General features: G+C 61.3%; 3 protein-coding genes. 1 reads left to right on the top strand and 2 read right to left on the bottom strand.

Annotated features, from left to right (window positions below; translation table 11 throughout):
- Positions 1–552: 552 nt before the first annotated feature.
- Entirely contained in the window at positions 553–852 is a 300-nt protein-coding gene (locus CJZ98_RS17625; protein ID WP_094592402.1) for a 2Fe-2S iron-sulfur cluster-binding protein, read from the top strand.
- 376 nt (positions 853–1,228) lie between these two features.
- Here CJZ98_RS17625 and CJZ98_RS17620 read toward each other — a convergent pair whose 3' ends face one another.
- Positions 1,229–1,420, bottom strand: coding sequence for a hypothetical protein (locus tag CJZ98_RS17620; protein WP_094592401.1), 192 nt, complete (start codon positions 1,418–1,420; stop codon positions 1,229–1,231).
- Positions 1,421–1,529: 109 nt separating this feature from the next.
- The gene (locus CJZ98_RS17615) at positions 1,530–1,784 is read right to left on the bottom strand and encodes a DUF3136 domain-containing protein (RefSeq protein ID WP_332835059.1); all 255 of its coding nucleotides are present in this window, start codon (positions 1,782–1,784) and stop codon (positions 1,530–1,532) included.
- Positions 1,785–1,838: the final 54 nt, after the last annotated feature.

Below are 1,838 nucleotides of genomic sequence, written 5' to 3'. Positions count from 1 at the left end.
CCTGGAGCGTCTTGCGGCCACTGATCGCCTCCATGGCGACCTTGGCCTTGAACTCGGGGCTATGGGTGCGGCGTTTGCTCATGGGTGGGAGCCCCCTGTCAGGGGCGGTGCCCCGCCTCACAGGTTAACGATGGAGCCTGTCCAGAAAACCCAGACCACCTCAGTCCGTGTCTCCACCAACCTGGATGCCGACCACCAGGTGAAAAACTGGGGGATCGCCACTGTTTCCAGTAGAGGCAAGATCCCTATGTGTTCCCGATCTCGCTACCGCTCAGCAGGCCAGCAGGTTGTCCCGCCGTTGGGGCTCAGACCCTGCCCGAGAGGATCACCGCCGCCAGCAACAAGGCCGCCAACACAAGCTCGCTCAACATTGTTTCGACCGGCATGCCCGGATCCCAGCTCAGATCCTCACTATCTGCTGTTGATCCTCACGACGCGCCCCCCAAGCGGGGGCAAAGCCTCCCCGAATGGGGACTGGGCTTGCGGCAGGGTGCCGCAACAGGCTGATCAGGGAACCGGTCCAGGTTGGACCCCCTTGCCCCCCCTTCTGCCATGGCCACCTACAAGGTCACGCTCGTCAACGCCAACGAGGGACTGAACCGCACCATCGACTGCGGTGACAATCAGTCGATCTACGATGCGGCGGCGGATCAGGACATTGATCTGCCGGTGTCCTGCCGCGCTGGCTCCTGTTCGTCCTGCGCCGGCAAGTTGATCAGTGGCACCGTGAACCAGGTGGATCAGGCCTTCCTCGATGAGGACCAGATCGCGGCCGGGTTCGTACTCACCTGCGTGGCCTTCCCCACATCGGATTGCACCATCGAAACCCATGCCGAGGAAGCCCTTTATTGACTGACGGCAGCGGGTCAGATCGCCTCGACGCACAGGAGTTACTCAGCGGGAAGTTGAACGAAGTTACGTTACCCGCAAGGAGTTGTTTCGCTCGGCCAGGCTGGATGATGGATGGCAGGCCTCAGCAGACAGGCACCATCGGCTTCCCACTGACGCGTCATCATCATCAGCATCTGAACATCCATCCCCCCTTGCGAGCCATCCTTTCTTGCCATGGGGCGCGAGCGGGAGGAATCTGAACCATTGGCGATGGCTGACGGCCTTGCCGGAAAAATCACTGTGGAGGTTTCCCCCTGCGGAGCGATCCCCCCAGATAGGTACGATCCCGGGGCTGTGATCCGCACGGTGTCGTTCTGCATCCTGGCGAGACGGACGTTCAGCTGATCGAGGGACAGGGTTCGCGATTCAGGATGTCCTGGCGTAGGGCGGCCACATCCTGATCAACCTGGGCCAGACGCTCCATCACCAGTGCCAGGTCCAGGGCCGTGAGCTCGCCATCGACACCCCATTTCAGACAGGTGCGGCCCAGGCAGCTGCTGGCGTTGATCGTGATGGTGGGGTCTGCCATGGCGAGCCTCCTTGCTTTTGATGGTTCCAGTGTCGGCCGCGCGGGGCTGGCTGTGATGCCCCCAACAGGGGGCAATCACCGCCACCTGGTGAGGATCGTCGAGGTACCGTCAGGATTTCGCCTGCTCGCGAGACAGGAGCAGATAGAGATAGTCAGGATCGCGATACTGGTTAGGTAGGCAGTGGTGCAGCATTTCCAGCCGCTGCCAGCAGACGGTGCGGCGGGCCTTGGTGGCACTTTTGCCCTCCCGAGCGAGGATCCGCATCGCTTTGCAATAGAGCGGATACTTGGGGCCTCCTGAGAAACGCCAGATCTCCTGCACCGCAATGGATCTGAGCAGCTTCTGCCGGTAAAATGTGCGCAAATCGGCCTGTTACGGCCAAATTGCCGACCAAAGTTTTCCACATGTACCGACGTG

This window comes from Vulcanococcus limneticus LL, from assembly GCF_002252705.1.
GTDB lineage: Bacteria > Cyanobacteriota > Cyanobacteriia > PCC-6307 > Cyanobiaceae > Vulcanococcus > Vulcanococcus limneticus.
This window is presented reverse-complemented; position numbering and strand designations above follow the sequence as displayed.

Bases quoted from the DNA above. Each gene is read 5' to 3' on its own strand.
- CJZ98_RS17625 (WP_094592402.1), top strand. From the start codon at position 553: ATGGCCACCTACAAGGTCACGCTCGTCAACGCCAACGAGGGACTGAAC.
- CJZ98_RS17620 (WP_094592401.1), bottom strand. From the start codon at position 1,420: ATGGCAGACCCCACCATCACGATCAACGCCAGCAGCTGCCTGGGCCGC.